This is a genomic window from Rhizobium sp. C1 (assembly GCF_021026335.1).
Taxonomy (GTDB): domain Bacteria; phylum Pseudomonadota; class Alphaproteobacteria; order Rhizobiales; family Rhizobiaceae; genus Ensifer_A.
Window position 1 is genome coordinate 82133 of record NZ_JAJNCY010000008.1, and the last position, 24113, is coordinate 106245.

Below are 24113 nucleotides of genomic sequence, written 5' to 3' on the forward strand. Positions count from 1 at the left end.
TCCGAACCGGTCGCGTTCGCTACCCTGGAATGGGTAGACTGGTTCAATCACATAAAATCTCTTTCGGTGATTGACCCTTGAGACCAATGCGGCAATTGTAACTTCCATCGTGGTTCTACGGGTGATGCGACCCGTAGCTAAGAGGGAATACGGTGAAGGTGCTCGATGCGCCCATGCCGAAGCTGCCCCCGCAACTGTAGGCGGAGAGCCGTCGTCCATTGATGTCACTGAGGCGGATACCTCGGGAAGACGGACGACGGTGATGACTCGCAAGCCAGGAGACCTGCCGCGATACATATCGTCCACGGGCGGGGTGTCCCGGTGTGCCGCTTTGCGAACGGTACGCCTTTGTCCGTCTCGCGGATCGTCGTGCCAGCCTTTGCCCATCACCTTCGGGGTACAAGGAAATGAGCATGAAGACGCAGAAACCCATCGAACGAGAACCAATTGCGCAACCGGTCTCCACCAGCCTTATTGATGTGGTTTTCCCCGGCCATTCGAACCATCATGGAACCCTTTTCGGAGGCGCAGCCTTCGCGCTCATGGATCGGGTTGCCTTCATTTCGGCGACGCGGTTCGGCCGGGTTCCTTTCGTCACCGCCTCATGTGAACGGATAGATTTCAAGTGGCCAGTGCGGATCGGCCAAATTGTCGAAGCGACGGCGCGACCTCTTTGGGCGGGGCGGAAGACACTCACGATCGAGGTGGAGCTGATCGCCGAAAACCTGCTGGGTGGCGAACGGCGAACCTGTACGCGGGGCCTCTTCAACATGGTTGCTGCAATTGGACAGGACGTTCCATCGGATTGGGCATTGGCGACTTTGCCGCGGCGCGGTGGTTATCAGGCCCGTGAAGGCGAAACCGTCATGACCGAAATTGTCTTTGCCGATCAGTCCAATGCATCGGGCAACATGTTCGGTGGAGAGGCGATTGCGGCGATGACAAAGGCGGCCTTCGTCTGTGCCACGCGCCATTGCCGAATGCCGACGGTGGTTGCCGCATCCGACGAGGTGCATTTTCATCATCCCGTGAAAGTGGGCTCCATCATCGAACTTGTCGCGCATATTTCCAGAAGGGGGAACCGCTCGATGGTCGTTGCGGTCCAGCTTTGGGAAGAGGGTGTTCTGTCCGGAAAGCGCTCGATGGCGGCCGAAAGCCGGTTCACCATGGTGGCAACGAAGGTCGGAGATGCCCCGGAATCCTTGGCGCTTTGAAAGGTCTCCTTCAGTTTCCACAGTCAAAATCCGTTTACATGTTGACGGAAACGCAAGGATTACTACTATATCTAGTGTTCGAGGTTCTCATCGATTCGGCATCGGTTCGATGAGCTAAGACGGGAATTCGGTAGCGGACATGATGTTCGTGATGCCGAGGCTGCCCCCGCAACTGTGAACGGCGAGTGTCCGCGCCAACATGCCACTGGGATTTCCCGGGAAGGCGGCGCGGGTGCATGGAGCTGTGAGCCAGGAGACCTGCCTGGAACAAAACGTCCGCCGGCGGGGTGTCCGGCAGGGTGCGGTTGATTGTGTCCGGATTTCACCGGGCCGGTTCCGTCCTGTCTTCCCCTCTTTTCTGTCTGCTTCGGGGTGAAGGCCATGAACATGCCATTCAAGATCGCTTCCATTCCGTAGTCATTTCGACTGCGGTCATCGGAATTGTCTCGCCATAACCCCTTCTGCTCCGGTCTGTGCTCAGTCCGGAACGCTTTTCTGCGACCTTCTGTTACGAGGAACTCATGTCCATTACCGTTTATTCCAAGCCCGCCTGCGTTCAGTGCAACGCCACCACCCGCGCCCTTGACCGGCAGGGTATCGACTACACCGTCGTCGATGTCTCCGAGGATGCCCAGGCTTTCGCGCTGGTCCAGGGGCTAGGCTACCGCCAGGTGCCCGTGGTGATTGCCGGGGAGCAGCATTGGGCAGGCTTCCGTCCGGACATGATCAGCGCTCTCGCCTGAGATCCGGCCCCATGGGCGGTCTCGTCTATTTTTCCAGCACATCGGAAAATACCCGCCGCTTCGTCGAGAAGCTGGGGATCGAGGCGCTGCGCCTGCCGGTCACGCCGGGCGATGACCTGCCGGCCGTGACGCGGCCCTATGTTCTCGTGACACCCACCTATGGCGGTGGCGAGGACAAGGGCGCAGTGCCGAAACCGGTCATCCGCTTTCTGAACGACCCGCATCATCGAGCGCTCATTCGTGGCGTGATCGCGGCGGGCAACACCAATTTCGGCGCGGCCTATGGGCGCGCCGGCAAGATCATCGCAGACAAATGCGGCGTGCCGCTTCTCTACCGGTTCGAACTTCTCGGCACGGACGAGGATGTGGACCGTGTCAAATCAGGACTGGAACGATTTTGGAAACGCTAGAACTCGAACGGCCCACTAAGGCGCAAGCCCCGGCGCTGGATTACCATGCGCTCAACGCCATGCTGAACCTCTACGACGAGGACGGCAAGATCCAGTTCGACAGGGACCGGCAGGCGGCAAAGCAATATTTCCTCCAGCACGTCAACCAGAACACCGTCTTCTTCCATAACCTTCGGGAGAAGCTCGATTATCTGGTGAGCGAAGGCTATTACGAGCGCGAGGTTCTGGATCAGTATTCCTTCAACTTCGTGCGCGATCTGTTCGACGCGGCCTATGCGCGGAAATTCCGTTTTCCGACCTTTCTCGGCGCATTCAAATATTACACGTCCTATACGCTGAAGACTTTCGACGGAAAGCGCTATCTGGAGCGTTATGAAGATCGGGTGTGCATGGTTGCTCTGACGCTGGCGCGCGGCAACGAGCAGCTTGCCCGCGATCTCATGGACGAGATCATTTCCGGCCGTTTCCAGCCCGCGACGCCGACCTTCCTCAATGCTGGCAAGAAACAGCGCGGCGAGCTTGTTTCCTGCTTCCTGCTGCGCGTCGAGGACAATATGGAAAGCATCGGCCGCTCGATCAATTCGGCGCTTCAGCTTTCCAAGCGCGGCGGCGGCGTGGCGCTTTCGCTCACCAACATCCGCGAGATGGGTGCGCCGATCAAGCAGATCGAGAACCAGTCCTCCGGCGTCATACCGGTGATGAAGCTGCTGGAAGACGCCTTCTCCTATGCAAACCAGCTCGGCGCGCGGCAGGGGGCGGGGGCGGTCTATCTGCATGCGCATCACCCGGACATCATGCGTTTTCTCGATACGAAACGGGAGAATGCGGACGAGAAGATTCGCATCAAGACGCTCTCGCTTGGCGTGGTCATCCCCGACATCACCTTCGAACTCGCAAAGAACAACGAGGATATGTATCTCTTCTCTCCACATGACGTGGAGCGCGTCTATGGCGTCGCCTTTACCGAGATTTCGGTGACGGAGAAATATCGCGAAATGGTCGAGGATGCCCGCATCCGCAAGAAGAAGATCAAGGCGCGCGACTTCTTTCAGGTGATCGCCGAAATCCAGTTCGAAAGCGGCTATCCCTATATCATGTTCGAGGACACGGTGAACCGCGCGAACCCGATTGCGGGGCGCATTTCGATGAGCAACCTCTGCTCGGAAATCCTCCAGGTGAGCGAGAAAAGCGAGTATAACGAGGATCTGTCCTATGCTGAGATGGGTAAGGACATCTCCTGCAATCTCGGCTCCCTGAACATTGCCGCCGCGATGGATTCGGCCGATTTCGGCAAGACGATCGAAACATCGATCCGCGCGCTGACGGCGGTCTCCGAAATGAGCAATATCGCGTCCGTTCCCTCCGTCGCCAGGGGCAATGACGACAGCCACGCGATCGGCCTTGGCCAGATGAACCTGCATGGCTATCTCGCCCGCGAGCGCATCTTCTACGGCTCGGAGGAGGGCGTCGACTTCACCAATATCTACTTCTACACCGTCACCTATCATGCGCTGAAAGCCTCGAACCGGCTGGCCGCGGAAAAGGGTCGGAGCTTCAAGGGCTTCGAAAATTCGAAATATGCGTCCGGGGAATATTTCGACAAATATACCGAACGCGCCTGGACGCCGGCAACGGACACGGTTGCGGCTCTCTTCGACAATGCCGGCATCGCGATTCCGACACAGGCCGACTGGCTGCAGCTCAAAGCCGCCGTCATGAAGGACGGGCTCTATAACCAGAACCTTCAGGCCGTGCCGCCCACTGGATCGATCTCCTATATCAACCATTCGACGTCCTCGATCCATCCGATCGTCTCCAAGATCGAGATCCGCAAGGAAGGCAAGATCGGCCGCGTCTATTACCCGGCTGCCTATCTCACCAACGACAATGTCGACTACTATCAGGACGCCTATGAGGTCGGCCCGGAGAAGATCATCGACACCTATGCGGCGGCCACCCAGCATGTCGACCAGGGCCTGTCGCTGACGCTGTTCTTCCGCGACACGGCCACCACCCGCGACATCAACCGGGCGCAGATCTACGCCTGGAAGAAGGGCATCAAGACCATCTACTATATTCGCCTTCGCCAGATGGCGCTGACCGGCACGGAAGTGCAGGGCTGCGTTTCCTGCACGCTTTGACCGCAAGGACCCAATCCATGAACATGCAAATGAAGCCGCGCGCCGGCCGTCCTGCCAGCGCCATTCGCGCGATCAACTGGAACCGCATCGAAGACGACAAGGATCTCGAAGTCTGGAACCGCCTCACGTCGAATTTCTGGCTGCCCGAAAAGGTGCCGCTGTCGAATGATATTCCCTCCTGGGCCACTTTGCGTCCCGAAGAGCAGACCCTGACCATCCGCGTCTTCACCGGTCTTACGCTGCTCGACACGATACAGAACGGGGTCGGCGCGGTCCGGCTGATGGCTGATGTGCAGACGGCGCACGAAGAGGCCGTACTATCCAACATTTCCTTCATGGAGGCGGTGCATGCCCGCTCCTACTCCTCGATCTTCTCGACGCTCTGCCTGACGCCGGATGTCGACGATGCCTATCGCTGGTCCGAGGAAAACGAGTTCCTGCAAAGGAAGTCCGCGCTGATCATGGAGCAATATGACGGGGCCGATCCGCTCAAGAAGAAGGTCGCCTCGGTCTTCCTGGAGAGCTTTCTCTTCTATTCCGGCTTCTATCTGCCGATGTACTGGTCGAGCCGCGCCAAGCTCACCAACACCGCCGATCTCATTCGCCTCATCATCCGCGACGAGGCGGTGCATGGCTATTATATCGGCTACAAGTTCCAGCGCGCGCTGGACCGAGAGCCGGAAGCACGCGCCCGAGAAATCAAGGATTTCGCTTTCGACTTGATGCTCGAGCTCTACGACAACGAGGCGCGGTATACCGAAGACCTCTATGATGGCGTCGGCCTCACCGAGGATGTGAAGAAGTTCCTGCATTACAACGCCAACAAGGCGCTGATGAACCTCGGTTACGAGGCGCTCTTCCCGGCGGAGGCCTGCAAGGTCAACCCGGCGATCCTCTCCGCACTTTCACCCAATGCCGACGAGAATCATGACTTCTTCTCCGGCTCGGGCTCGTCGTATGTCATCGGCAAGGCGGTGGCGACCGAAGACGAGGACTGGGACTTCTGAGGCTCGACCGCGAACTCTCGACGGAACACGATAGAAATCTTCATCGAAGGAACATTCCCATACCAGCCAGGTCTCGACGACGGCGACGGGACCTGTGAGATCGGAAAACCCGCGTCCGATCTCCAGCTCGCGCCAGCCGGTGTTGCCGCGCAGCATGACGACGATGCTCTGGTCAAGGATCTCGATCCGGCCGCGTCTATGCTCGCTCTTGTCGCGTCCGGCGGTGGAGCGCCACGATTTCGGAACGACGCAGGCCTGCCGCAAAGCCGATCAGCAGCCTGAGATTAATCCCAAGGCCGAACGTCTGCGATGCATCCACATTCAGGTTAAAGTGGCAGTGCCATCACAAACGCTCCATGCAAATCCACGTGGCAACCAGCGGGCAGGCTCTGCTTGCGCCCCGGCGGGATCAACCTGCGGCGTCTGGCGTCTTCGCAAATCGAGGGATTATGCGCGGCTTAACGCACCGTCGAGGAAATCGCGCTGTGTGTCACCACGCGGGGGAGGCAAGACTGTTCGGCGAGCCACTCTGTGGTGGCAAAACCTCAGCTTCTGTTCTATATCGTAAAACTGGGCAAATTTATTCAAGTAAAGGCAACACCTCATGAGCGCCCCACCAATCAAGCAAGCGGCCACGATTTCCACCTGGTATATCGATCCAGACGCCGAGGATGCCATGGCGGATGGGCATGCGCCGATCTGGCGGCATCTGATCGGCCTGGTGCCGGAAAAGGACCTGTCGCGCGCTGCGGTGCTGGATTTCGGCTGCAATCAGGGCGGGTTCCTGCGCCATCTCCATGCGCTGCGCCCCTTTCACAAGGCACTGGGCGTCGATATTGCCCGGCAATCCGTCGACAAGGCGAATGCACTGAAGGGCAACCTGCCCATCCAGTATCAGACGGACACGAAGCTTGCCGGCTGGGACGGCGAATTCGACATCGCCTTCAGCCATGAGGTCATCTACCTCGTCGAGGATATTGCCGGCCATGCGGCCGACATGATACGCGTGCTGAAATCCGGTGGTGTCTATTATGCGGTGACCGGTTGCCATACCGATAATCCGCTCTGGCCCGCCTGGCGCAAGCTGGTGGCGGAGCGGACGAATACGGTGGTGCAGGATCGTTCGGTGACGGATTATGCGCGCATCTTTGCGGAGACCGGCTTCCAGGTGTCGGCCCGCAAGCTCGAATTCGACGGCTTCGTCCCTTATGCGCCGGGCGGCTGGACGCCGGATTACGCCACCGCGCTCGACTACTACACGCAGACGAAGATCGTCTTCCGCCTGGTGAAGTCATAAAGGAGCGGCCTCTCAGGCGGCCGGTCCCGTCAACTCAAGAGGCTGGAGCGTGTTTTGCGCTTTCGAAACCACGCTTGCCGCTCCAGCGCTTGAGATGCACGTCGAAATGTGGCGGACCATCTGACGCAATCTGCACGAACCGGCCTTCGACACGGAAGACCTGTTCGATCAGCCCGCTTTCGGCCAGCGCGTCAGAGGTACCGTCAAAGACGACGCGGCCTTTTTCCATCAGTGTGATGCGGTCGGCGATCGACATGGCCTGGTTGAGATCGTGGATCGCCATGACCACGGTCACGCCGCGCTCGCGGCTCAGCCGATGGACGAGATCGAGCACCTCGATCTGATAGCCGATATCGAGAAACGTGGTCGGCTCGTCGAGCAGCAGGACCTTTGCCTCCTGCGCCAGCGCCGCCGAGATCCAGGCGCGCTGGCGTTCGCCGCCGGAAAGCGCGCTCAAGGGCCGTTCGGCGAGCGGGGCCAGGCCCGTGCTTTCCAGTGCCCAGGCGATGGCGTCCTCATCCTCCCGGCGATAGCGGCGGAAAAGACCGACATGGGCAAAACGGCCTTGGCGAACCAGCTGCTCCACCGTCATCTCATCGGGTGCGGTGGGCTGTTGCGGCAGGAATGAGAGGCGGTGCGCAATCTCGCGTCGGGTCATGCCTGACATTTGCGCGCCGTCAATGGTCACGGCTCCGGCCTCCGGCTTCACGAGACCGGCCATGCCTTGCAGGGCCGTGCTTTTGCCGGAGCCGTTAGGGCCGATCAGCGCGCGGATTTCGCCGGGAGCGAGCGCGATGTTGAAGTTGTCGAGCGCCTTGCGCGGCCCGTAGCAGATTGACAGGTTCGTGGCGGTGAGCATGGGCGACCTCACGGGGTTTTGCGCAGCAGCGCGACGAGAAGCGGTACGCCGCAGATCGCGGTGACGACGCCGATGGGAATTTCTTCCGCCCCGCCGGCCAGCCGGCCGGCGAGATCGGCGAGCGTCATCGCGATGGCGCCGAGCGCGACGGTGAGCGGCAGGACGATGCGGGTCTGTCGCCCGGCCAGAAACCGAGCCATATGCGGCACGATGAGCCCGACAAAGACGACCGGGCCGACGACGCCAACCGCGCTTGCCGCGAGCGCACAGGCGACGAGCAGCACGACGGAGAATTGCGCCCGATACGACAGGCCGAAGGACCTGGCGACCGTGGCATCGAAGCGGAGCAGTTCCATCGGCCGGCGGATGATCGGGAGCACGGCAAGCCCCGCCGCCGTGAAGGGCAGGAGAAACAGCGCATGCTGCCAGCCGCGCGCATAGAGGCTGCCGGAGAACCATTCGAGCAGCACTTCCAGCCGCCCGGAGCCCCAGCCGGCCATCAGGCCGATGCCGATGGCATGGAGGACCGCGCCGACCGCAATGCCGCAAAGCGTGATGCGCAGCGGCCCGAGATCGCGGCGGAAGGCGATGAGATAGATAAACCCGCCGGCCGCCAGACCGCCGAGCGTGCCGATCAGCGGCAGCCAGTGTACGGGCAGTTCCTGTAGCGTGGTCGAGCCGGTGTCGTGGCTGTAGACAGTGAAAACCAGAAAGCCGCTGACGGCGAGCATCGCGCCCTGCGAGACGCCCATGAGCGAGGGATCGGCGAGCGGATTGCGGGTGATCGACTGCAGGAGCAGCCCCGCCAGTGCAAAATGAATGCCCGCCAGCATGCCCGTGAGGATGCGCGGCAGGCGGATGTCGAGGATGATGGCGCGCGCTTCCGGCGAGCCGTGACCCGTCAGCGCGGCGAGCGTATCGGAAGGGTTGAGATCGACGACGCCGAGGAAGATGGCGAGGGCGAGCGAGGCTAGCGCGAGGAGAAACAGCAGCGTCATGAGATAGGCCGGGCGCGCGGCGCGGTGTGGCGTGGTGGAGGCGGTGCTGGTCATGCTTCCCCCGCAAATCGCAGGCTCCGGCGCTGCACGAGATAGACGAAGATCGGCCCGCCGATGAGCGCCGTGACGATGCCGACCGGGATTTCCTTCGGCAGCGCGACGGTGCGGGCGACCAGATCGGCGCTGACGGTCATCAGCCCGCCCAGTGCAACATTGAGGACGATCGCTGCGGCCGGCCCGCCAGGGCGCAAGAGGCGCACGATATGCGGCGTGGCGAGCCCCACGAAGGCGACCGGACCGGCCACCGGTGCGACGCCCGCCACGGGAAGCGCAGCGATGAGCAGCAGCAGCGGCTTCCAGAACGCCAGGTTGAGCCCCATGCCGGCGGCGGCCTGATCGCTGAGCGACAGGATCTGCAGGATGCGGTGACTGAAAAGCGCCAGCAGCGTACCGCCGATGACCCAGGGCAGCATCTGGAAAAGCTGCGGCCAGCTGCGGCCCTGAAAACCGCCGGAGAGCCAGAAGAGCAGGGAGGGGACCTGCGGGCCGCTGAGCAGAAGAATGTAGGTGGTGATCGCGCCGAGAAACAGCGACACGCTGATGCCGGCCAGCGCCAGATGCAACGGCCGGGCATTGCCGCCGCGGGCAATCCAGAAGGTGGCACTGGCGGCACCGAGCCCGCCGATGAGCCCAATTATGGGATAATAGATCGAGGACAGCGCCGGCAGGAAGACGAAACAGGCGACGATGGGCGCCACCGCGCCGGCGCTGACGCCCGTGAGGCCCGGCCCGGCGAGCGGATTGCGGGTCAGCGTCTGCAGCAGATAGCCGGAGACGGCAAGGCCCGCGCCGCCCGCGAAGGCAGCAAGGCTGCGCGGCAGGCGCAGGGTCCAGACGAGAATGGAATCGAGCTTCCCGTCCGGGTGGATGAGCGCGCTGAGCGCTTGCGCCGGGGAGAGCGTTTTCGTACCGACGGTCAGGCCGCCGGCGATGACGACGGCGGAGAGGGCCAGCAGGGCGGTGACCAGGAGGACGGCGCGGGTATTGCCGGCCCGCAAGGGGCCGGCGAAGGTCGCCGTTGTCATTGGTTCAGACTGGATTTCAGGCTGGCGGGAATGAATTTCGCCGCCTCGGCCTTGATGTCCACCTTCGGGAAGGTGTCCGGATAGAGATAATGCGCGGCCTCGCGCAGAACGAGCTCGCGGGCGATCGGGCCGTTGGTTTCCACCCATTCGTCGCCGACATAGAAGACGCGCTTGTTCTTGACCGCCGAGAGCTGGCTCCAGATCGGGTTGTTTTCATGCGGGCGGTCGGGGCCGCTATCCATGACGAAGATGACGTCCGGGTCCTTGGCAAGCATGGTCTCGAGGCTGATTTCCAGCCCGAAATTGCCGCCCGGCGTCATCGGCCCGGCAATGTTGTCGCCGCCCAGCGCCGCAACGATCGAGGCTGCAGTGTTTTCCGTGTGGAAGGAGAAGGGCGTGTCGCCGCCCCACATGATCTGGAAGCGCGGATGCTTGTCCTTCGGCGCCTTGGCCGCGAATTCGGCGAGGTGCTTCTTGAAATCGGCATTCAGCTCGGCGCCACGCTCGGGCTTGCCCAATATGTCGGAAAGCTGTGCCACTTCCGTGTAGCTCTCGCTCAAAAGTTCCATGTTGTAGGCGATGTAAGGCGCGATCTTCTGCAGCGCATCGGCATTGCCGACCGTGTAACGCTTCATGCCGACGATGAGGTCAGGCTTGGCTTCCGAAAGCAGCTCCAGATTGGGCTTGGCGCGCTGGCCGATCTGCTTGATGTCCTTCGTCAGCCCGAGCAGATAATCCGGATAACGATTGGCGACCATGTAGGTCGTGGCGACCGGCTTGAGGCCGAGCGCGAACGCGACGTCCGTGGCGAAGTAGGAAATCGAGGCAATCCGCTGCGGATGCGCCGGCACCTGAACCGTCACGCCGCGCTCGTCGGTAAAGGGTCGGGTCTTGGCCTCCTGCGCATGGCCCACTGCCGCGCCCGCCAGGCAAAGCGTGAGGGAGAGGCCGAGGGCGATCTTCGAAAATCCAGGCATGTGCAGCGCTCCGTTGATGTCGTTGCGCGATGCTTAGCCAATTAACTTGAGTGTTTCAATCACCTTTATTTGACAATGACGTTGGAGGGATTGCGCGGAATTTGACTTGCGGATCTGCAATTACAGCCTGGAAAGGGGCGAGAACGTCGAAATTGAAAGGGTCTACAATATGGCCTCTGAACATTAAGGGGGCACAGACGTACGATAGCTGGCAGAACAGCGGTCATTGAAAATTCTGCCGGACAGCATCCGCCACCCAGTCAGAGAACATTCCCAAGCGCGTTGAACCGCGCCTGGTTTTCCGGAGGCTGCCTTGGCATTGCGGCGGCTTTGCACCAGCGCCTCGAGCACAAATCCGTCCTGATCAACGGCGCGCCATGGCCAATGATTCTCGGCTCGGATCGAAATGACGATCTCGTCGAGATGCCATTTATCGCCGAGCCGGCCGCACGAACGTTGACGGATCTGGCTGGCGAAGGCGCGTCCGAATGTCTCTGCCCAAAGCCGGACCGTTTGATGCGAAACGATGATCCCTCGCGCCGCCAGCATGTCCTCGACCATCCGCAGGCTGATGGGAAACCGGAAATACAGCCACACGGCATGGGCAATGATTTCAGCGGGGAAGCGATGCCCCTCCAAGAGTTGCGAATGGTGGATTTTTCCTCTATCGCCTTCGAGGCTGATCCGGCGGGAAGGCGCGTTTACGCGTCTTTGCCCGACCGGTGAGGAAAAGCAAAAAGACCTTGTAGGCGCGAGACATCCATGACTGACACAAGAGCTTCCGATGCGAGTGTTCATGCCGGCGATTATCCCGTCGTCGCCGCGGAAAAGCGCATGAAGAAAGACTGGCCATTTTACTGGGTGTCGCGGGTGAACGCGCGCTACGCGCAGGTTCTGGAGCGCCGGCTGAAGCCACTCGATCTCGACCTCGCGCGCTGGCGTGTCCTGATGTCGCTTTACGAGGACGAGCATCTGAGCGTCTCGGAAATTGCCGATTACGCGGTCATCAAGCTCAACACTGTCACCAAGATCGTCCAGCGCATGATTGCCGACGGCCTGGTCGTGACCCGTGTGCGGCCCAGCGACGGGCGCGTGACGGAAGTCTGCCTCACAACGGAGGGTGACCGCTTGCGCCGTCTTGCCCGCAAGGAGGCCGACCATGTCTTTGCCTCCTCTTTCGTAAACATTACGCCCGACGAACTGGCGCAGCTGAACGGCCTTCTCGAGAAGGTCTTCCTGCAGCTCGAAGGGGCGTAAGGTCGGTCGCGCGGGCCATCAATGTGGCTCGAGCGGGTGGAAGGCGCGGTCGAACCAGACGAGACCATTGGCCTCTCCCTCGGCGACCTCGGTCGTGACAACCTCGCAGAAGAACACCGTGTGCGTGCCACGTGACTGCTGATCGACGATGCGGCAGTCGAAGGCGACAGCGGCATCCGCCAGAACCGGCGCGCCGGTTGCCCGCGTGTGCCATTCGGTCGTGGCAAAGCGGTCCTCGCCGGTCCAGCGGGCAAAGGCGCGCGACAGGTCCTGATGCGTCGGGCTCAAAACGTTGACGCAGATCGCGCCGTTTTCCACGAAGGCATCATGCGAGAAGGCCTTGCGGTTGATGCAGACGAGCAGCGTCGGCGGCTGGTCGGTGACGGAGCAGACGGCCGAGACGGTCAGCCCGTGGCGACCCGCCGGGCCGTCGGTGGTCACGATGTTCACGGCCGCGCCCAGGCGGCTCATGCCGTTGCGGAAGGCAAGCGCTTCCGGCGAGGGGACTTGCGGATTGGTGACTTGGGGGGTGGCATCTTGGGTCATGATCAAACATCCAGTACCAGGGTGGGGGTGGCTGCGCGCGAGCAGCAGGCGCAGATCATCGAGCATTCCTCGCGTTCCTCATCGGTGAGGAATTTGTCGCGATGGTCGGGTATGCCGTCCAGCACGTCCGTGACGCAGGTGCCGCACACGCCTTCCTCGCATTTCACTTCGATCTTGATGCCGGCGGCGGCCAGCGCCTTGGCGATCGTGTTGCCGGCCTCGACGCGGACGGTCACACCGGAGCGGTTCGCGACCACCTCGAACCCGCCGCCGGACTGGTCGACATCGGCCGAGAAATACTCGCGGTGGACATTCGCCCTGGCGTGGCCGGCCCCTTCCGCCGTGTTGATCACCCAATCCATGAAGCCCTGCGGGCCGCAGACATAGAGATGCGTGCCGGGGGCCGGCTTCGGCAGATCGCGGGCGAGATCGAGTCGCTGTTCTGCCGGCTGGTCGTCAAAGTGGAAGACCACCTTGTCGGCCCAGGATGCGGATTCGATCAGGCTCTTGAAGGCCGTCACGCTTTCCGAGCGCGTGCAGTAATGCAGCACGAAATCGCGGTTCAGCGCGTGGAGACGCTGCGCCATGGCCAGCATGGGCGTAATCCCGATGCCACCGCCGAGCAGAACGGAGACCTCCGCGTTCTCTTCCAGCGGGAAATGATTGCGCGGGCCATCGACCTCGAAGGTGCTTCCAGCCTGCGCCAGCTTGTGGACGGCGACGGAGCCGCCGCGCGATTTCGGATCGCGCAGCACGCCGATCTCGTAAGCGTCTGATTTCGAGGGATCGGAGCAGAGCGAATATTGCCGCCACAGATCCGTCGAACCATCCTTGAGATGCAGATCGAGATGTGCGCCGGCCTCGAAGGCCGGGAGCGGCGCGCCGGAAGCTTCAACGAGCCGCAGGCGCAGGATGTTGCCGGGCTCCTCGATGCGCTCGGCGACTTTCAGTTTCAGCGTGTTCGCGCCCATGTTCTCCTCCGTTATCGCATGTAGATGCCGCCATTGACGTCCCAGCAGGCGCCATTGACGAAGGATGCTTTCGGCCCGGCCAGCAGTGCCACCAGTTCGGCGACGAAGACCGGGTCACCCAGTTGGCCTACCGGGATATTGGCCAGCGCCGCCGCCATCTTGTCCGGTGTGATCACCGAGCGGACCATGGGCGTATCCATGGGACCGGGGGCGATTGCGTTGCAGGTCACGCCGAAGGAGGCGAGATCGCGGGCGAACACCTTGGTCAGCGTCAGGATCGCGCCCTTGGAGGCGGCGTAATGCGCGCCCGTCGCCGTGCCGCCATTCTGTCCCGCCAGCGAGGCGAGATTGACGATGCGACCATAGCCGCGGTCCTTGAAATGCCGACCGAAGATCTGGCTGCCGGCAAAGGTGCCGCCGGCATTGGTCGTCAGGATCGCGTTGAAGTCCGCCGGATCGATGTCGAGCAGCGGCTTGACCGCCGTGCGCGCCGCATTGTTGACCAGCACTTCCACCGACCCCCAGCGCTCGACGCTCTTGTCGAGAACCTCCTGGAAATCGGCAGGCTTGTTCACGTCGAGCGTTGCCGTCACCGCTGTTTCGCCGGCGAGATCGAGTTCGGAGGCGAGCGCTGCGCCTGCATCCGCCTCGATATCGGTGATCACGACCCGGAACCCTTCGCGGTGGAGCGCGCGCACGATCTCGGCCCCGAGGCCGCGTGCGCCGCCCGTCACCACGGCGGTCTGGATCTTCTCAGGCAGGGGGGCCGCCATCAGAACAGATAGCTGAACGAATTCAGCATCCCATCCGAGTTGAGCAGCCGCACGACCTTGGCGCGGATCTTGAAGCCATCGCCGGAGGCAACGAGCGTGTGGCGCATATTGCCGGCCCAGACGCGCTGGCGGCCGAACTTGTCCTCGATCACATGTTCGGCGCTGGAAACCGTCACCGTGTCGCCCTCGACGCTTTCGATGACGAAGCGGGAGACCGTGCGCACGGTGCGGGCCGGCGGGGCCGAGGAGATCGAGAAGCCCTGCTGGAAACGCTGTATGCGGTCGCGCCGCATCCGGTCATTGTCGTGGCAGAGGTTGAGCTGATTGTCGAAGTCGTCGCCTTCGCCGATCGGCAGCGTGTAGAAGCCTTCGGTCAGCCAGAGCGAAAGCCAGGTGCCGTAGTCCTTGGCGTCGAGAAGGGCAGCTTCCTCCCAGAGGAAGGCACTGACCTTCTGCAGGAGCGCCAGATCGTTGGTTTTCGTCATCATGTTCATAGCGACATCATCCTCTTCCACATCTTGTAGGCGGCGCGCATGCCGGTTTCGGCGCTGATATGGCCCCGGGGGCCGAGCGCGCCGGGCTGTTCGTCGACCAGACCGCGATTGACGAGGATGGGCAGGTCCTCACCGCCCTTGGTGCCGCGCTGCACGCGTTCCCACACTTCCGCATCGTCCGGCGAGCCGAAGCCCATCGGGCCCTGGAAATGCTCATGCAGCCGCATCCGCATGCGGTTGGCCGCGGCCGGCCCGCCGTCCATGCCGAGCGCGATGTGGCGGATGTCGGTCCGTTCCACGTTGACCGGGGTCAGCACACGGAAGAAGGCGAGCGAGAAGGAGACATTCGGGAAGAGGTTGAGGTTGAAGCCCGCCCCGCCGACGGCGCGGACGATCTTCTTGACCTGGTCCTCCGGATAGCCCTCGTCACGCAATTCCTGCACGAGCGGCTGGAAGCGCTCCTCGATAGGATCGTCGAGATTTTCATCGAGATCGATGCGCTCGGGGATCATGACCATGACGGAATGGCCGTTGCCGAGGTCTTCGACATAGCCCTTGCCGGTGTCGAGGAACTTGAAGGCCTCTTCCGCATCGCCGTCGAGCGACTGCATGAAGCTCTTGTGCACGACAGGGAAGTGATAGGCGTCGGTCGTGTTCTCGAGCTGCACCTTCCAGTTCATGGGCACAGTGAACTGATGTTCGCCGAGAACCTTGATCGGGAAGCCGCCGCCCTGCTTCATGAAGAGGTCGATATAGCGGCACACTTCCGGCCCGAGGAAGTCGACAAGCGGCTCGACCTCGTCGTTGAAAGTCGCGAAGATCATGCCGTTATAGCTCTCGGTGCGCAGCTTCTTCAGGCCATGCGCGCCCTTGTCGAAATCCTCGCCATACTGTTCGGGATAGGGCAGGCCGCGCAGCGAGCCGTCAAGGCCATAGCCCCAGCCGTGATAGGGGCACTGGAAGGACGACGTCTTGCCCTTCTTCACCTCGCAGACGGTGGCGGCGCGGTGGCGACACCGGTTGACCAGCACATTTACATCGCCCTTGCGGTCGCGGACGACAATGACCGGTTCCAAGCCCACATTCGACAGCTTGAACGAGCCCTTGTCGGCGAGTTCGCTGTCATGGGCGACCCAGACCCAGGTGCGCTTGAAGATGCGTTCCATCTCTTCGTTGAAGAGGTCGGAATTCTCGTACATGGAGGTCGCGACCTTGGCGTCCGGCGAATAGAGCGCGTCGAGATCACTGAATTTCTCTTGAGCCTGCAACATGGCTGCTCCTTTCAGGGTTCAAAGTTCGGGAATGGTGAGCGCCCGGCCCATGCGGGCCTCGACGCGCATGTATTTCCACAGGCGGTGATCGGCATCATCGACGACGATCGTGCGCAGCAGGTTGCAGGCGGCAATCACCGACTGGCGGTCGGGGAAATCGCACAGCATGTACCAGGTCCAGGGGAAGGACGGCGACGTGCCGACCTGGGTCTGGTCATCGTCGAGCGTGCCGAGGACGGTCACGCCTTCGAGTTTCGCGACGCCGGACATGAAGGCCTGCGTCGCCTTCCAGACCGCGCCGATCTCGCTGAAGGGCAGATCGAAAAAGGCCGGCTGAACGGCGAGGCAAAGAAGCGTGCGGATGGGTGTCGGTTCAGACATACTATTGTTCCTCTCGTGCCGTGATCACGGATAACCGGGCGGGGTTGGCTGGCCGAAGAGCGCGGCGCCCGCCGCCTGCCAGCTGCCCGAATTGATAAAGGCGTGTTGGGCGACGCAGGCCGCGTCGATCATCTTGCGGCCGAGCGGATGGCCGGTTGCCATGGCTTCCGAGCCGCCCATGACAAAGGCGAGACGGGCCGCTTCCGCGCCATCCTGCGCGGCCTTCGACGCTGCGTGGCGCAGGCGGATGAGCGTCGGGCGATCGACTTCGCCGTTCGCCTGCATCTGCCGCCAGCCTTCCTCGATCGCGTCGTAGAAGGCCGAGCGCGCGCCCATCAAAATGCCCTCTGCCTTGGCGAAATCGATCTGGATATAGGCCCGCGCGGCCGGGCTCGGTGCACCGGTGACGGAGGCGCGGGCGAGCGCATTGCTGTGCACCCAGTCGAGTGCTGAGCGGGCCGCGCCGAGCGCCACGACGGCGAGAACCTGCGCGGCAAGCGCCATGGCCGGATAGCGGAAGATCAGGTCGTCCTGCTGCGGCTTGCCGCCGCGAATGAAGGTCCATTCCTCCGGCACGATGGCCTTGTCGATGACGATGTCGTGGCTGCCGGTGGCGCGAAGGCCGACCGTGTCCCAGTCCTCGTCGACACGCGCCTTGGCGCGCGGCAGGACGGCGGTGCGGGGCAGGGGGCTGTCCTCGCCCTCGATCTTGATGCCGGCGCCGACAATGTCCGCACCCATGACGCCCGAGCCCCAGGGCCAGCGGCCGGAGACTTCCAGACCGCCTTCGACGCGTTTGGCGGGCTGTGGCGGGAACATGGCGCCGGCAAAAACCGTGTTCGGGTTCGCGCCATAGATCGCGGCATAGGTTTCCGGCGGCAGCGCGGCCAGATAGGTGGCCGAGACGCCGAAGCTTGCTACCCAACCTGCGGAGGCGTCGGCGGCCGAAATATCCTCGATGAGGCGACAGAAATCCTGCGGGGCCAGTTCATCGCCGCCGAAACGCTTCGGCACGAAGGCGCGGTAGACGCCGACGGCCTGAAACTTGGCGACAATGTCCTTCGGGATATGGCGCAGCGCCTGGAACTCTTCCGACCGGGCGCTGATTTCGCTCTTCAACGCCTCAAGCGCTGCGGCCGAAGCCGGAGGGGCATGATAATTCATCGTCTTATTCCTCCATCTGGAAAGTCGAATTGGTTTCGATGAGCCGGCGGGCCATCGCGATCAGCCGGGCGTCCGCGCCCTTGGGGGCCACAAGCTGGATGCCCGAGGGCAGGCTGTCGGACGTTTCGGCTGGGAGCACGAGGGCCGGGTGACCCGAAAGATTGAAGGGCCGCAGATAGCGCGTCAGCGTCAGCACCTTTGCCGGTTCGTTTGCCTCCGACAAAAGCGGCGGCGGCACCGGCAGGGCAGGGGTCAGCAGTATGTCGAACCGCTCGAACAGCGCATCGACTTCGGCCGTGAAATGGGTCCGAATGTCTTCGGCCTCCGCGATTTCGGCGTCGCTCACGCTGCGGGCACCTTCCAGACGCTTGCGCACATCGTCGCCCAACAGTTCAGGGCGCTCCATCAGGGCGGCATTGGCCAGAAGCGTCTCGCGGGCGATGATCGTCATGCCGGCCTTGAAGGCGGCATCGAGCAGCGGCAGTTCGATGTCTTCGATCACGCCGTTTTCACCGGCCTCCACGGCCTGCATCGCCGCGGCCATGCGGGGCTCGATACCGTCGTCCAGCCCGAGCCGGCCGATGCGGAGCGGGCGATCGAAGCCCTCGGCCTGAAACGTCGGGTCGATGGCGGACATGGCGCGCTCGATCATGGAGAGGCTGCGCGCAAACGGGCCGATACAGTCGAGCGAGGACTGCGCGGGCAGCGCACCCTTGCGGCTGACGCGGCCAAAGGTCGGCTTGAACCCGATGACGCCGCAGCAGATGGCCGGCTGGCGGATGGAGCCGCCCGTATCCGTGCCGACGGCGAAATCGACGAGGCCGGCAGCCACGGCTGCCGCCGAACCAGACGACGATCCGCCCGGAATACGGTCGGGATAGCGCGGATTGATGGGCGTTCCCTCGAACGCGTTGATGCCGGTCATGCCATAGGCAAGCTCATGCATCTTCGTCTTGCCGACGATGCGGCAGCCGGCGGACAGCAGGCTCGCAACCACATCGGCATGGGATTTTGCAGGCGCGGCATCGGCCAGCGCCTGAGAACCACAGCGCGTCACCAGGCCTTCGATATCGAGGCAATCTTTGATCGCAGCCGTCAGGACCTGCGTGGCGCCGTCCTGCGGCCCAAGCGCAAATTGCGATGCGAAGACGCCATAGGCGTCGTGATGGCTTGCTGCGTGCGACATTGAACAGTCGGGCTTCTGCCCGTTCCCCAGTTATTACGTGAATGTTACCGTAAATCTGAGGACTGTCAATTGGCGATTTTGAGAAATGTGAAAAATAATCTTTTATATCAATAACTTGAAACGCCAAAAGCGGCGCCGCCGCTGGGACGGGCCGTTTCGAACAGGTCTCGATCATGCTCAATTTTCGGCCCCACCACTTCAGCAAGGGTAGAGCGCAGCGACATCTATAGCACGAGTCCCGGCCGATCATTCTTGCAGAATCCGGGAAAGTGTTTTCTCCCATGACCGCAAATTACGTGAATATTACCGCTTGACGCTTGTCAGGTCGAGACTAGGATTTCTGGGGAAGGCGCGCCCGCTGACGGGCTTGAAGCGCCCGCGAACGGGATACCATCATGACCAATCAGACAGACATCGCGGCGCTGGTGCGTCGTATCGAGACTTTGGAAGCAGAAGCCGACATCCGCCGCATCCAGGCGCGCTACATGTTCCTCTGCGATACGCCCAACCCGGAATTCGGCGTGGCCGACGATGCCGAGCGGATCGAACTGATCATGCAGCTCTATACGGAAGACGCGGTCTGGGAAGGCGTCGGCGAATATTACGATAACCAGTTCGGCCGCGCCGTGGGTGCCGCCGCCATCCGCAAGCACTTCCAGGGTTTCTGGGGCGGGAAGACCGATCCGGCGCTGATCCTCAACTGTCATTACCTGACATCGGAACAGATCCACGTCCATGCGAACGGCACGACGGCTGACGGCCAGTGGGTCCACATGCAGCCCTGGCTCTTCTCCGACGGCAAGGCGCTCCTTCGTTCCTCTCGCCTCAACAACACGTTCCGCAAGGAGCCGGACGGCGTGTGGAAGATCACCCGCACCCGCACCGAAAACGTCTTTGTCGCTCCGCTTCCCGCCACCTGGGCCTCGGATTATCCGTCGAAGTCGGTGCTGATGAAGCCTTGAAGGCTCAGCTTAGCGCCCAATTCTCCGTCATACCGGCCTTGAACCGGTATCCAGCCACGGCGCGTATGCGCCGTGAAAAGAGTCTCTCGCGATCACGGACGTGATCGCACTGGATGCCGGCTCAAGTCCGGCATGACGGAATAAAGGAAAAGGGCCGGTTTTGACCGGCCCTTCGTGTTTCGAGAGATTGCAGTCCATCACCGATAGGCGATGCAGACCGATTTCGTCTCCAGATAATTCTCCAGCGCGCGGCTGCCGTGTTCGCGGCCGATGCCGGATTGTTTGAAGCCGCCGAAGGGCATGTTCTGGTCGGGGATGTTGTGGCTGTTGACCCAGACCGTGCCAGCCTGGATTCTCGGCACATAGCGCATGACCTTGTTGAGATCGTTGGTCCAGATGGATGCGCCGAGGCCGTAGCGGGTGTCGTTGGCCTTGGCGATCGCCTCGTCCGCGTCCTCGAAGGGCGTGATCGTGACGACCGGGCCGAAGACCTCGTCCTGCATGAGGGACATGTCCTGGCGGACATCGGTGAAGAGTTCCGGTGCGACGAAGAAGCCCTTGTCCGGTGCGCTGCCGTTGATGACCGGTGTCGCGCCCTGCTCGATGCCACGGGCGATGCAGGCTTTCACGTGCTTCTGATGTTTGGCGGAAACCAGCGGATTGATCTGGTTCATCGGATTGAGGCCCGAGCCGATCGCAAGGCTGCGCGACACATTGGCGATCACCTCCAGCGCCTTCTCATAGATGCCCTTCTGGGCATAGATGCGGGTGGCGGCGCAGCAGGTCTGCCCGGTGTTGAAGAAGACGCCGATGCCGGCGGCGGCACCGAGAAGATCGAGATCCATGTCGTCGAACATGACCATCGGGGCCTTGCCGCCGAGTTCGAGCGTGACGCGCTTCATGTCCTTCATGGCCTGAACGCCGATCAGCTTGCCGGTCTCGGTCGAGCCTGTGAAGGTGATCTTGGCGACGCCCGGATGGGCGACGAGTGCTGCGCCCGCCGTCTCGCCCATGCCGGTGACGACGTTCACGACGCCCTCCGGGAAACCGGCTTCGCGGCAGAGTTCAACCAGCCGGATCGATGTGAGCGGCGTTTCCTCGGCCGGCTTCAGCACGACGGTGCAGCCGGCGGCCAGCGCCGGCGCGATCTTCCAGGAGGCCATGTTGAGCGGAAAATTCCACGGCGTGATCGCGGCCACGACGCCGACCGGTTCCTTGCGCGTCTGCGCCTGATAGCGCATGCCGGGCGGAATGGCGATCGAGACATCAAGTGTCGAGCCCTCGATCTTGGTGGCGGCACCCGCCATGTAGCGGAAATATTCGGCCGAGGACTGTACCTCGATCAGGCGCGAAAGCATGATCGACTTGCCCTGGTTCAGCGTTTCGAGTTGCGCCAGTTCCTCGCCATTGGCCTCGATCAGATCGGCAAGCTTCAGCATCAGCGCCTGTCGCTGAACCGGCAGCATCGTTGACCACGGCCCCTCGAAAGCTGCTGCGGCTGCCTTCACCGCGCGATCGACATCAGCCGCGTCGCAGGCCGGAACATGGGCGAGGACATCGCCTGTTGCGGGGTTGTTCACGGGGTAGGTAGCCCCGGATTGGGCCCCGGAAGACTGGCCGCCAATCAAGACATTTGGCGATTTCAGGAAGGTGTCGACGGCGGCGGACACCGTTTCGACGGCGCTGTCAGGTCGGGCGATATGCATGGTAATCCCTCTGTAGGTTATTGTTTTAATGATATTTTCTCGTGTATCTGGGAAGCCGTGAGCCCTCCCGATGCTCGCACGCAGCCTGTCACTCTCTTGAAGCGTGATAAATCATGTAAGCTGGAAAACTCTCTTGCGCGGTTCGCAAAAATTTGGAGAGCGGAGGCAAACGGCTCTTGCGCTTCATCAATATTAGATGAATATTACCGTAAATAAAAAGGGGAGCTCGTAATGCCATGGATCGTTTTACCGAACTGGAAGTGTTTACCCGTATCGCAGACGAGGCGAGCCTGACGCGCGCGGCCGATCTTCTCGGCCTGTCCGTATCCGGCGTCAGCCGCTGTCTGGCCAGCCTTGAAAACCGCCTCGGCGTGCGCCTCGTCCAGCGCACGACACGGCAATTGTCGCTGACGCTCGAGGGCGAGCGCTTTGCAGGAAAGGCCCGCGAAATCCTCGGCACTCTCAACGCGGCGGAAGAGAGCGTCAGCGCGGTCAAGGCCGAACCGCTCGGCATGCTGCGGGTGGGTGCGTCGCTGGCCTTCTCGCTGCTGCATCTTTTGCCGGTGATCCGGCAATTCAAGATTGATCATCCGGCCGTGCAGGTCGATCTGCAGATTTCCAACCGCTATTGCGACCTCGTCGAAAGCGGCCTCGATCTCGCCATCCGCACCCGCCGCGTTGAGGCGGACAGTTCGGTGACCATGCGCAAGCTGGCCGAAGTGCCGCGCATCCTGACCGTTTCGCCCTCTTATCTCGCGGCGCGAGGCGCGCCGGCGGTTCCGGAAGATCTGGAGCGTCATGCGCTGCTGCTCTACACCCTTTCCGACGATTGGGATCATCTCACCTTTCACCGTCAGGGTTTGGTCAAGCGTCTGCCGGTCTACGGAGAGATGACCTGCAACGACGGCATGGCTCTTAAACGGGCAGCGCTTGATGGCATGGGCATTCTCGTCCAGCCGGCCTATGTCGTGCGCGACGACATCGAGGCCGGGCGTCTGGTGCAGGTTCTTCCCGATTGGCGGCTGCAGCCGCTGACGATGAACGTCGCTTTCCCGACGCGTACGCATCTTCCGGCCCGCACCCGGCTTTTCATCGATGCCCTGGTGCGCTACGTCCGCGACAATGATCTCGAACGGGCCTGGGGCGCCGAAGCGGATGTTCCGGCTCGCTTCTCCGCCTGAACGTTTCCCATACCTTCATTGACACTTCACAGACAAAGGTCTCTCTCATGTCCGCTACCACTGCTTATGTCGAACACACGGCCTTCTTCGTCCGGGACATCGTACCGATGATCGATTTTTTCGCTGAGGTGCTGGGCATGGGCGTGACCAAGCGGGACGGGACCCAGGAGGCCCCAACGCAGGTCTGGCTGCAGGGTGGTATTCAGTTGATTGCCGATCCGAATTTTACTGGACCTGAGGGCCGCTTCGGTCATCTCGGCATTGTCTGCAAGGACGTGCCGGCCGCTATCGAGGCTTCCCGAGCCCGCGGTGCAGTCTCCACTGCAAAGGGCGACAATTGGCTTCTTCTGGAAAATGGCATCCTGCTGGAATTCCTGCCGGAGAAGGGCAACGCAGTGGCGGTGATCCGTAGCCTTGATCCCAGAATCTGAGGCCTATTTTCCTGTCCGTGATGGTGCGTGCCCGGTCCAGGTCTTGAAGGCCCGGCCGAACACGGCGCTGTCGGCATAGCCCAGCGTCTCGGCGATTTCCGAAATTGAGCTCTTTTTGCCCGCGGCAAGCAGGTTCGCGGCAAGCTGTTGCCGGTGGGTCTGCATGAGACTGCGCACGCTCGTGCCTTCGCGCTCGAGCTGGCGTTGCAGCGTGCGTGCGTTCATGCCCAATTCCTCCGCAAGGAAGCCGATCGTCACCGGCCTGCGGCCGACATAGTGCTCAATCAGCGCCGTCACCTTTGAGGCCATGCTCTGGCCCACTTCCGTTTCCTCGATCAGGTCGGCGATATGGCGTTCGAGGATCGCCGCCAGTTCCTTGTTATCGCTGCGATAGACGCGCGTGATCTCTTGTGTGCGCATGATCATGCGGTTGCTCGACTGGCGGAAGAGAACCGGCGCGCGGAAGATCCGGCGCAGGACATCCGGATCCGCCGGCGCGTCATGCTCGAAATGCACCTCGTCCGGTTTCCAGGTTGAGGAGAAGTTCGAGCGCACCAGCTGGCAGCTGGCCGCAAGCGAATATTCGGCATCCTGCCGCCGTGGCCAGATCGACTGGTCTGCGATGCGGTAGGTCCAGACGAAGCTGTCACCGTCCTCGACGAACTGCGAACTGGTGGAGTTCTGCAGCGAATTGACGAACTTGGATATCCGCTCGAATGCATCCTTGATCGTGGGAGATAGCGAAAACAGCATGCCGAGCGGGCCGATGTCGGCCGGCTTGAAGACCGAGCCAAGCTTCGCGCCAAAGAAGGGGTCTTCGAGAGCTTCCGCCGCATCTTCGAAAAAGGCGATGAACCTTTGCAGCGGGATCACTGCGTAAGGATCTTCCAGCAGGGATTGCGGGAGCCGGTGGCGGGCGAGAAGCACGCGCGCCTTTTCCTGCCGCCTGTCGAACTGATGGATCAGCGGCGTGATCGCGGCCACGCGGATGAAGGCGACATTCCCGGTCCGGCGATGCACTTCCTTCATGCCACGACTCCGCGACAGTGTGAAAATTGC

The 24113-nt window shown here is 62.0% G+C and carries 24 protein-coding genes, 1 pseudogene and 2 riboswitches; of the genes and pseudogenes, 10 read left to right on the forward strand and 15 right to left on the reverse strand.

All coding sequences use genetic code 11. The annotated features are described in order from the left end of the window. The first annotated feature begins 93 nt into the window (after window positions 1-93). Window positions 94-305: riboswitch (cobalamin riboswitch) on the forward strand. A 108-nt stretch (window positions 306-413) separates the two neighbouring features. From LQK83_RS16635 to LQK83_RS16665, 6 genes are all read left to right on the forward strand, one after another. Further along, entirely contained in the window at window positions 414-1214 is an 801-nt protein-coding gene (locus LQK83_RS16635; RefSeq protein ID WP_230838521.1) for an acyl-CoA thioesterase, read from the forward strand. A 64-nt stretch (window positions 1215-1278) separates the two neighbouring features. Next, a riboswitch (cobalamin riboswitch) is annotated at window positions 1279-1494 on the forward strand. Between the two features lie 241 nt (window positions 1495-1735). Continuing rightward, the gene (gene nrdH / locus LQK83_RS16640; RefSeq protein ID WP_230838522.1) at window positions 1736-1957 is read left to right on the forward strand and encodes a glutaredoxin-like protein NrdH; all 222 of its coding nucleotides are present in this window, start codon (window positions 1736-1738) and stop codon (window positions 1955-1957) included. Between the two features lie 11 nt (window positions 1958-1968). Continuing rightward, window positions 1969-2367 (forward strand): class Ib ribonucleoside-diphosphate reductase assembly flavoprotein NrdI, encoded by a 399-nt coding sequence (gene nrdI / locus LQK83_RS16645; RefSeq protein ID WP_230838523.1) that lies wholly within the window; start codon window positions 1969-1971, stop codon window positions 2365-2367. Further along, entirely contained in the window at window positions 2355-4508 is a 2154-nt protein-coding gene (gene nrdE / locus LQK83_RS16650) for a class 1b ribonucleoside-diphosphate reductase subunit alpha (protein ID WP_269065680.1), read from the forward strand. Before nrdI ends, nrdE begins: the two co-directional genes overlap by 13 nt. A 17-nt stretch (window positions 4509-4525) precedes the next feature. Then, window positions 4526-5515, forward strand: a complete 990-nt coding sequence (nrdF, locus tag LQK83_RS16655) for a class 1b ribonucleoside-diphosphate reductase subunit beta (RefSeq protein ID WP_230838524.1) — start codon at window positions 4526-4528, stop codon at window positions 5513-5515. 604 nt (window positions 5516-6119) lie between these two features. After that, window positions 6120-6812, forward strand: coding sequence for a class I SAM-dependent methyltransferase (locus LQK83_RS16665; RefSeq protein WP_230838525.1), 693 nt, complete (start codon window positions 6120-6122; stop codon window positions 6810-6812). A gap of 34 nt (window positions 6813-6846) precedes the next feature. On the opposite strand, the gene LQK83_RS16670 is transcribed toward LQK83_RS16665, so the two are convergent. From LQK83_RS16670 to LQK83_RS16690, 5 genes and pseudogenes are all read right to left on the reverse strand, one after another. Further along, window positions 6847-7671 (reverse strand): ABC transporter ATP-binding protein, encoded by an 825-nt coding sequence (locus LQK83_RS16670; protein WP_230838526.1) that lies wholly within the window; start codon window positions 7669-7671, stop codon window positions 6847-6849. A gap of 8 nt (window positions 7672-7679) precedes the next feature. Further along, the gene (locus LQK83_RS16675) at window positions 7680-8669 is read right to left on the reverse strand and encodes a FecCD family ABC transporter permease (protein WP_442966787.1); all 990 of its coding nucleotides are present in this window, start codon (window positions 8667-8669) and stop codon (window positions 7680-7682) included. Between the two features lie 50 nt (window positions 8670-8719). Then, complete coding sequence (locus LQK83_RS16680) at window positions 8720-9754, reverse strand: FecCD family ABC transporter permease (protein WP_230838528.1); 1035 nt, start codon at window positions 9752-9754, stop codon at window positions 8720-8722. Next, entirely contained in the window at window positions 9751-10731 is a 981-nt protein-coding gene (locus tag LQK83_RS16685; protein WP_230838529.1) for an ABC transporter substrate-binding protein, read from the reverse strand. Before LQK83_RS16685 ends, LQK83_RS16680 begins: the two co-directional genes overlap by 4 nt. A 306-nt stretch (window positions 10732-11037) precedes the next feature. Next, a pseudogene (locus LQK83_RS16690) lies at window positions 11038-11388 on the reverse strand (IS6 family transposase); the annotation flags it as partial. A gap of 105 nt (window positions 11389-11493) precedes the next feature. Between LQK83_RS16690 and LQK83_RS16695 the strand changes: the two are divergent. Beyond that, window positions 11494-11988, forward strand: coding sequence for a MarR family winged helix-turn-helix transcriptional regulator (locus LQK83_RS16695; RefSeq protein ID WP_230838530.1), 495 nt, complete (start codon window positions 11494-11496; stop codon window positions 11986-11988). Window positions 11989-12006: 18 nt separating this feature from the next. Here LQK83_RS16695 and LQK83_RS16700 read toward each other — a convergent pair whose 3' ends face one another. From LQK83_RS16700 to LQK83_RS16735, 8 genes are read right to left on the reverse strand one after another with little or no spacing between them, the layout of a single operon-like run. After that, a complete protein-coding gene (locus LQK83_RS16700; RefSeq protein ID WP_230838531.1) occupies window positions 12007-12534 on the reverse strand; it encodes a flavin reductase in 528 nt (175 codons plus the stop codon). Window positions 12535-12536: 2 nt separating this feature from the next. Then, entirely contained in the window at window positions 12537-13505 is a 969-nt protein-coding gene (locus LQK83_RS16705; RefSeq protein WP_230838532.1) for a PDR/VanB family oxidoreductase, read from the reverse strand. An 11-nt stretch (window positions 13506-13516) separates the two neighbouring features. After that, entirely contained in the window at window positions 13517-14278 is a 762-nt protein-coding gene (locus LQK83_RS16710; protein WP_230838533.1) for an SDR family NAD(P)-dependent oxidoreductase, read from the reverse strand. Further along, entirely contained in the window at window positions 14278-14766 is a 489-nt protein-coding gene (locus LQK83_RS16715) for an aromatic-ring-hydroxylating dioxygenase subunit beta (protein ID WP_230838534.1), read from the reverse strand. The genes LQK83_RS16710 and LQK83_RS16715 overlap by 1 nt, the downstream gene beginning before the upstream one ends. A gap of 2 nt (window positions 14767-14768) precedes the next feature. Continuing rightward, entirely contained in the window at window positions 14769-16043 is a 1275-nt protein-coding gene (locus tag LQK83_RS16720) for an aromatic ring-hydroxylating oxygenase subunit alpha (RefSeq protein ID WP_230838535.1), read from the reverse strand. An 18-nt stretch (window positions 16044-16061) separates the two neighbouring features. Further along, window positions 16062-16424: a hypothetical protein gene (locus tag LQK83_RS16725; protein WP_230838536.1), complete on the reverse strand. Its 363-nt coding sequence runs from the start codon at window positions 16422-16424 to the stop codon at window positions 16062-16064. 24 nt (window positions 16425-16448) lie between these two features. After that, window positions 16449-17588, reverse strand: a complete 1140-nt coding sequence (locus tag LQK83_RS16730; RefSeq protein ID WP_230838537.1) for an acyl-CoA dehydrogenase family protein — start codon at window positions 17586-17588, stop codon at window positions 16449-16451. A gap of 4 nt (window positions 17589-17592) precedes the next feature. Next, window positions 17593-18774: an amidase gene (locus LQK83_RS16735; RefSeq protein ID WP_230838538.1), complete on the reverse strand. Its 1182-nt coding sequence runs from the start codon at window positions 18772-18774 to the stop codon at window positions 17593-17595. A gap of 395 nt (window positions 18775-19169) precedes the next feature. On the opposite strand from LQK83_RS16735, the gene LQK83_RS16740 reads away from it, so the two are divergent. Further along, window positions 19170-19736 carry a nuclear transport factor 2 family protein gene (locus LQK83_RS16740; protein ID WP_230838539.1) on the forward strand — a complete coding sequence of 189 codons (567 nt, stop codon included), beginning with the start codon at window positions 19170-19172 and terminating at the stop codon, window positions 19734-19736. Window positions 19737-19933: 197 nt separating this feature from the next. Here LQK83_RS16740 and LQK83_RS16745 read toward each other — a convergent pair whose 3' ends face one another. Continuing rightward, complete coding sequence (locus tag LQK83_RS16745) at window positions 19934-21442, reverse strand: aldehyde dehydrogenase family protein (RefSeq protein WP_230838540.1); 1509 nt, start codon at window positions 21440-21442, stop codon at window positions 19934-19936. 236 nt (window positions 21443-21678) lie between these two features. Between LQK83_RS16745 and LQK83_RS16750 the strand changes: the two genes are divergently transcribed. Beyond that, window positions 21679-22623, forward strand: coding sequence for a LysR family transcriptional regulator (locus LQK83_RS16750; protein ID WP_230838541.1), 945 nt, complete (start codon window positions 21679-21681; stop codon window positions 22621-22623). 47 nt (window positions 22624-22670) lie between these two features. Beyond that, window positions 22671-23054 (forward strand): VOC family protein, encoded by a 384-nt coding sequence (locus tag LQK83_RS16755; protein ID WP_230838542.1) that lies wholly within the window; start codon window positions 22671-22673, stop codon window positions 23052-23054. Window positions 23055-23057: 3 nt separating this feature from the next. Here LQK83_RS16755 and LQK83_RS16760 read toward each other — a convergent pair whose 3' ends face one another. Beyond that, the gene (locus tag LQK83_RS16760; RefSeq protein ID WP_230838543.1) at window positions 23058-24083 is read right to left on the reverse strand and encodes an AraC family transcriptional regulator; all 1026 of its coding nucleotides are present in this window, start codon (window positions 24081-24083) and stop codon (window positions 23058-23060) included. Between the last annotated feature and the right edge of the window lie 30 nt (window positions 24084-24113).